Annotated in this window: 5 protein-coding genes; 3 read left to right on the top strand and 2 right to left on the bottom strand. The window is 39.1% G+C overall.

Translation table 11 applies throughout. The features are described from left to right. Nucleotides 1–43: 43 nt before the first annotated feature. A complete protein-coding gene (gene sppA / locus PN497_RS21735) occupies nucleotides 44–1876 on the bottom strand; it encodes a signal peptide peptidase SppA (protein WP_096568675.1) in 1833 nt (610 codons plus the stop codon). 268 nt (nucleotides 1877–2144) lie between these two features. After that, a complete protein-coding gene (gene fni / locus PN497_RS21730) occupies nucleotides 2145–3194 on the bottom strand; it encodes a type 2 isopentenyl-diphosphate Delta-isomerase (protein WP_096568678.1) in 1050 nt (349 codons plus the stop codon). Nucleotides 3195–3635: 441 nt separating this feature from the next. On the opposite strand from fni, the gene PN497_RS21725 reads away from it, so the two are divergent. The 3 genes from PN497_RS21725 to PN497_RS21715 all read left to right on the top strand — a co-directional run bounded on the left by PN497_RS21725 (nucleotide 3636) and on the right by PN497_RS21715 (nucleotide 6175). After that, complete coding sequence (locus tag PN497_RS21725) at nucleotides 3636–3902, top strand: hypothetical protein (RefSeq protein WP_199291226.1); 267 nt, start codon at nucleotides 3636–3638, stop codon at nucleotides 3900–3902. Continuing rightward, nucleotides 3895–4320, top strand: a complete 426-nt coding sequence (locus tag PN497_RS21720) for a type II toxin-antitoxin system VapC family toxin (RefSeq protein WP_096568684.1) — start codon at nucleotides 3895–3897, stop codon at nucleotides 4318–4320. The genes PN497_RS21725 and PN497_RS21720 overlap by 8 nt, the downstream gene beginning before the upstream one ends. A gap of 334 nt (nucleotides 4321–4654) precedes the next feature. After that, nucleotides 4655–6175 (top strand): YcjF family protein, encoded by a 1521-nt coding sequence (locus PN497_RS21715; protein WP_096568687.1) that lies wholly within the window; start codon nucleotides 4655–4657, stop codon nucleotides 6173–6175. Nucleotides 6176–6526 lie beyond the last annotated feature (351 nt).

Genomic DNA, 6526 nt, shown 5'->3' with positions numbered 1-6526 from the left:
CAGTCACCAGTCCCCAGTCCCCAGTCCCCAGTCCCCAGGCTTATTAATCTATTTTCAAATTAAAAGGTAAACGGGCATAAATGCCTTGGGGGTCGTTCATTTTCTGTAAAATGGCAACTTCTTGTGTAAATTTCTCAAATTCTGCTAAAAGTGAGTTATTTGGCTGAATCAGATTTTTTTCAAGTCCTAATTTTGCTTGGGCTTCTTGTAGTGTTCTGCCAAAAAAACGTTCTTCTAAAGTTGTCACTCTTGGATATTCTTCTACTTCCCAATCGTTACCTAATTTTGCGGCTTTGGCTGCATATTCAATAGCAACATTTAAACCACCAATTTCATCAACTAAACCGATTTGTTTTGCTGCTACACCTGACCAAACTCGACCTTGGGCGATTTCTGCTACCTTTTGTTGGGGTAGTTTTCGACCTTCGGCAACTTTATTAATAAACATATTATAAATACGGTTAACACTGCGTTGATACAGTGCTAATTCTTGGGGTGATTTGGGACGAGCAGCTGTTTGAGTATCTGCAAATTGGGCTGTTTTTACTGTATCCCAGGTGATGCCATTATTATTGGCTAATTTTTCACCGTTTAACAATATTCCAAAGACACCAATAGAACCTGTAATAGTATTCTTTTCAGCAAAAATGCGATTAGAATCACTGGCAATCCAATAACCACCAGAAGCAGCTACATCACCCATGGAAATAATCACTGGTTTAACTTGTCGAGTTAATTTTATTTCTCGCTGTATGATTTCTGAAGCTGTGGCGCTACCACCAGGACTGTTAATTCTTAAAACTACAGATTTTACATCTTCATCTTGGCGAATTTTTCTGAAGATTTGGGCAAAGCGATCGCCTCCTATTTGTCCATCTTCTCCTTTACCATCGACTATTTCTCCTTCTGCATAAACAACTGCAATTTTATTTTCTGAGTTGCGTTCTACTCCCATTGATTTACCAGGAACTTCGGCATAATCAGTCATGTTAATTTGTCGGAAGTTTTTATCATCTTCATCACTAGCAGTTAACTTTTTCAAATCAGCAAATACTTCATCTTGGTAAGCTATTTGATCGACTAAACCGTTAGCTTTTGCGGCGGTAGATTCTAAAATAGCTTGGTTATTGGCGATCGCCTGTAATTTTTCTGGTTGAATTTTCCGACTTTTACCTACAGAAGTTCGCCACTCTCCCCACACATCATCTAATAATTTTTGGGTTTGTTGTCTATTTTCTGGACTGAGTTTATCCAGGAGAAAAGGTTCTACTGCTCCTTTAAATTTCCCTACCCGTACTACTTGAACACCAATCCCGTATTTCTCCAATGCTCCTGTTAAGAATATCGGTTGTGAACTCAAACCGTTGATTTCCATCATGCCTACAGGATTGAGTACAATCTTATCAGCTACTGAACTCAGATAATATTCCCGTTCATTCCAATCTGTACTATATGCGATCATCTTTTTCCCAGATGCACGGAATTTATCTAACGCTTGACGAATTTCTTTGAGGGAAGCATAACCCAAACTACTCGCTGTACCTGACTTGGTAGCATCTATATAAATACCCACAATACGCGGATCACGTTGCGCTTTTTCTAAGGTTTCGATCACTTTGCGGAGTGTGATTTGTTCTTCATCTACACCTGTTAAGGTTTTTTGCAGAAAGTTACTGGAACTAGGTTGACTGTCAGTGATTTTCATTGACAAGTCAAACACCAGCATAGATTTATCTTTAACTTGTGGACTTGTATCTTTAGCAGTAGCAGCAATAATGATAAATAATAAGCCTAGACTACCAACACCAGAGAAAATAATCAGTCCTAGTAAGCTACCAATTAAACTAGCACAAGTTTGTTTAAAAAAGTTATTCATTGGTTATAATATGTCCTTTTGAATACCTATCATATCTGGTAGGAAAGGGAATAGGGAGGAAAATTTTAGATTTTAGATTTTAGATTTTAGATTGGATATAGGACTCCTATTTGATTTTTGAACAGGCTGTAAACCCTAAACCGTATATGATCAACGATTGATTCTCAGTATATTGAGCAAGATTCAAGTAGGATTCCTATATAACAAAAACAATCCAAAATCCAAAATCCAAAATCCAAAATTAATAACTCCTGACTCCTGCCTCTTTTTATTGTATACGCTGCAAACTGTCAGATTGCTTTAACTGATACAAAGTTCTGTTACCAGTACAAAATAACACGGTGGTGATTTCGGCAATTAAGACTTCTGTCAATTCTTGTAGTGCAGTTGATGATACATCTGCTGCTTGCAGGAAAGGCATTGCTAAACCAGCGATATCTGCACCAAGAGCGATCGCTTTGGCTACATCTAACCCATGACGTAACCCCCCAGACGCTATTAAAGGTATTTCCGGTAACTGTGCGCGAATACTGGTAATACATTCTGCTGTCGGTATCCCCCAATCGGCAAAAGTCTTTCCTAATCTACGCTGTAATGATGTTTCGGCTCTTTCGCTTTCTACCAAAGCCCAAGATGTACCACCAGCACCTGCGACATCAATAGTCTGTATTCCTACGGATATAAGTTTTTCAGCCATCTTCCCAGAAATGCCATTACCGACTTCTTTGGCAATGACAGGAACTGGTAATTTACTGCATAAATCGGCAATTTTGTCAAACAATCCCCGGAAATTAGTATCACCTCTGGGTTGAATGAACTCTTGTAGCGGGTTAATGTGTAAAATTAAAGCATCAGCTTCTAAAATATCAATAATTCGCAAACATTCATCAACACCACATTGATAATTAAGTTGTACAGCACCTAAATTAGCAAATAAAAGCACATCTGGGGCGTATTTACGAATAGCGAAAGTATCAGCAACTTGGGGTTTTTCCAAAGCTACACGCTGAGAACCTACACCCATCGCTAGTTTATATTGCTGGGCGACTTCTGCCAAACGACGGTTAATCATTCCTGCGCGTTCTGTTCCTCCAGTCATGGAAGATATTAAGATTGGTGCGTGAAGCTGTTTTCCCAAAAAAGTCGTGCTGATATCAATGTCGGTGCGATCGCATTCCGGTAAACAACAATGAATAAAACGATATTTTTCTAGTCCAGTAGTGACTTGCTGACCTTGGACATCTTCCTCAAGACAGATGCGGATATGATCCGCTTTGCGATTTTGGGTTTGTGTTGGGGTGGTGGTAGGAGGGTTCACGGGTAATGACTCCAAGCTGTTATCTTCATTATTGTTGCAAATATTAAGAATCTTCTTGAATTTTTGGGAAGCATTTTATAATTGTGTATAGGCGTTAAGATTTAAGAATTGTTGAATTTAGATTTATTTATTTGTGTTAATACTTAGAGGGGGTTTATCCGTTGAATTTGTACGGGTTTAGCAATAGCTTGGGTTGAGATAACAAAATATGGATATATGACTATACTTTTGTTATTCAAACCCAATACCTAAAACTGCTATTCTGCTACAGTGAGAATGAGAGATTGATCGCTTTTTGGGGATGTGGGGAGTGCGTTAGCGTTCGCGTAGCGTCTCGTAGAGATAGCTTACCGAAGGTATCGCTATTTGAAAAATGTGAAAAGATGCGATCGCTTTTCTTATTTGCTAAACTGTAAATTATCACAACAGTAATAAATTTCTATGTACTCCACCAGTCCACACCAAAAACTATTAGAAGCGATTGCCAACCTTGATGATCAACAAATTTCACTTGTTTTAAAATTTATCTCATCTTTAGAAACATCTGTTAACAACTATCAAGCTCCACCTAAAACAGTATTAGAAAGAATGGGCGGTTATCCCAAATTTTTACTAGAAGGATCAGGAGATTTGTCAGATAGAGATGTACGCAAAAAAGCAATTTCTGACATAATTCAAGCAAGACATCAAACAAGAACTCATGAATAATAATTATCCCCTAATATTAATTGATACTGGGATTCTTGTTGCCTTCTATGACCGTAAAGACAAGTATCACCAAAAAGTTATTAATTTTTTTAGTACCTGTACCAGTCAACTCATCACAACAATTGCCTGTGTTACAGAAGTGATGTGGTTACTTGCCCCAAATACAAAAGTGCAGAACGAATTTTTATCTGCTTTATCACTGGAAGTATTTTTATGTGAACATTTACTGCCATCGGACTATGAAAGAATCCAGGAACTTAACACAAGTTATCAGGATCTACCAGGAGATTTTACCGATTTATCGCTGATTGCTATTTCGGAAAGATTAAATATCTCTGCTATTGCAACTCTAGACAAAGACTTTAATATTTATCGGCGTTATCGCAAGCAACCATTTGATCGTATATTTTTACCTTAATCATAACTATTCTTCTTCAGCTAAAATCTGTGAAATATCCCGTGCAGCATGAATTAATCGAACAATTTAAATATACTCATCCCTTTCTAAATAAAAAATTAGATGCTTTTCAAATCCTCTAACTCCCCACTTCCGCGAACCAACTAAACGCGGATTCTTAACATTATATTACCAATCTTCTGCACTATTCGCTGTTGACTGAATTTAAGGGAACATTGGATATGCACTGCATCTGAGTTTAGCAAAATTTGTCTTTTTGTACTGTACGTAGTTGATGACGACGATTAAGATCAGAAGCATCTGCCTACTTAATATCCTCTCATTTTTGTGATTCATGCATCTGTCTCGCCTAGTCACGCTCATTGTTGGTTTGATTATCATTTTGGGGTTAGCCCTGTGGCTGATTGATTCCCTGACTCGGCTTTATTGGCAACTATCCTATTCTCCCCTATTAGGTAATCTGCTGCTGTTGCTGCTGATTGTTCTTTTGGCAGGGTTGGTTGCAGCCTTTATATATTATGTTTTGGTTTTGCGGTCTGGTGAGGAAAAATCACGACGTAATCGCAGACGCGTTACCCCTAGCCAAATTCCTGCGGCTAAGTCTGATGCGGCTTCTAGCACTCTGCAAGCTGTACGTCAACAGGTGGCACAAATTCAAGATGAAGTTACCCGTCAAGCTTTACTGAGTCGCACTAAGGAAATAGAAGCGAATTTAGCACGGGGGGAAATTCAAGTAGTGGTGTTTGGAACAGGGAGTGCTGGCAAAACTTCCTTAGTAAATGCGATTATGGGGCGGATAGTCGGGCAGGTAAATGCGCCAATGGGTACAACTCAGGTTGGTGAAACCTATTGTTTACGCTTAAAGGGATTAGAACGAAAAATTTTAATTACCGATACGCCAGGAATTTTAGAAGCGGGAGTTGCCGGCACAGAACGAGAACAACTGGCCAGGGCTTTGGCGACGGAAGCAGATTTATTATTATTTGTGGTAGATAATGATTTACGGCGTTCTGAATATGAGCCGTTGAAGGGTTTAGCAGAAATTGGTAAGCGATCGCTCTTGGTTCTCAATAAAACTGATTTATATACAGATGAGGATCAAGAAGCTATCTTAACTAAGTTGCGTCAACGGGTAAAAGATTATATTGCTAGTAATGATGTGGTGGCGATCGCTGCTAACCCCCAACCCGCACAATTAGAAACCGGGGAAATTTTCCAACCAGAACCAGATATAGTCTCCTTATTGCGACGTATGGCTTCTGTACTACGGGCTGAAGGTGAAGATTTAGTTGCAGATAATATTCTTTTACAATCTCTCCGCTTAGGAGAAGAAGCGCGAAAATTAATTGATTCTCAACGTCGCCGTCAAGCTGATAAAATTGTAGACCGCTATCAATGGATCGGCGCTGGTGTGGTTTCTGTAACTCCTTTACCAGTGGTAGACTTACTAGCTACCGCCGCAGTTAACGCCCAAATGGTGGTAGAAATTGGCAGGGTTTACGGTTGTGATTTGAATATGGAACGGGGGCGAGAATTAGCCTTATCTTTAGGAAAAACCATTGCTGGTTTAGGTATTGTTAAAGGAGCTATTGAATTACTATCAACGGCTTTGCAACTTCATGTTGCTACTTTTATCATTGGTCGCGCTATTCAAGGAGTAACAGCAGCTTATTTAACGCGCATTGCCGGCAAAAGCTTTATTGAGTATTTTCGCCATGATCAAGATTGGGGTGATGGGGGAATGACGGAAGTAGTACAGCAGCAATTTCAGATGAATCGCCGAGACGAGTTTATAAAAGTATTTATCCAAGAGGCGATCGCTAAAGTCGTAAAACCTTTGACAGACGGTGAATAAAAGCTAGAACCTGAGGCAGATGGCAAGATGGAGAAGTAGGGGAGAAAATAACCGGCAACTAATAGCTAAGAAATCAAGACTCATAAATCAAGACTCATAAATCAGGACTCATAAATCAAGACTCAATTGCAAAATTGCAAAATTGATGGAAATGGTGATGTATCTAATTAGGGGATGCTGAATAAACCTAAAACCTTGATATATCAAAAGTTAGAGGCTGATAAACACAGAAATTAGTGCAAGGGTTTTGAAGGGTATACCGGAAAAAGTGTGCATTTTTTGGGATTTCAAGAGATGGCAAAGAAATTTTCCAATCTCCTCCTGACTCCTGACTCCTGACTCCTGACTCCT

Source organism: Sphaerospermopsis kisseleviana CS-549 (genome assembly GCF_028329225.1).
Classification (GTDB): domain Bacteria; phylum Cyanobacteriota; class Cyanobacteriia; order Cyanobacteriales; family Nostocaceae; genus Sphaerospermopsis; species Sphaerospermopsis kisseleviana.
This window is presented reverse-complemented; position numbering and strand designations above follow the sequence as displayed.

Bases quoted from the DNA above. Each gene is read 5' to 3' on its own strand.
- PN497_RS21720 (WP_096568684.1), top strand. From the start codon at position 3,895: ATGAATAATAATTATCCCCTAATATTAATTGATACTGGGATTCTTGTT.
- PN497_RS21725 (WP_199291226.1), top strand. From the start codon at position 3,636: ATGTACTCCACCAGTCCACACCAAAAACTATTAGAAGCGATTGCCAAC.
- PN497_RS21715 (WP_096568687.1), top strand. From the start codon at position 4,655: ATGCATCTGTCTCGCCTAGTCACGCTCATTGTTGGTTTGATTATCATT.
- sppA (WP_096568675.1), bottom strand. From the start codon at position 1,876: ATGAATAACTTTTTTAAACAAACTTGTGCTAGTTTAATTGGTAGCTTA.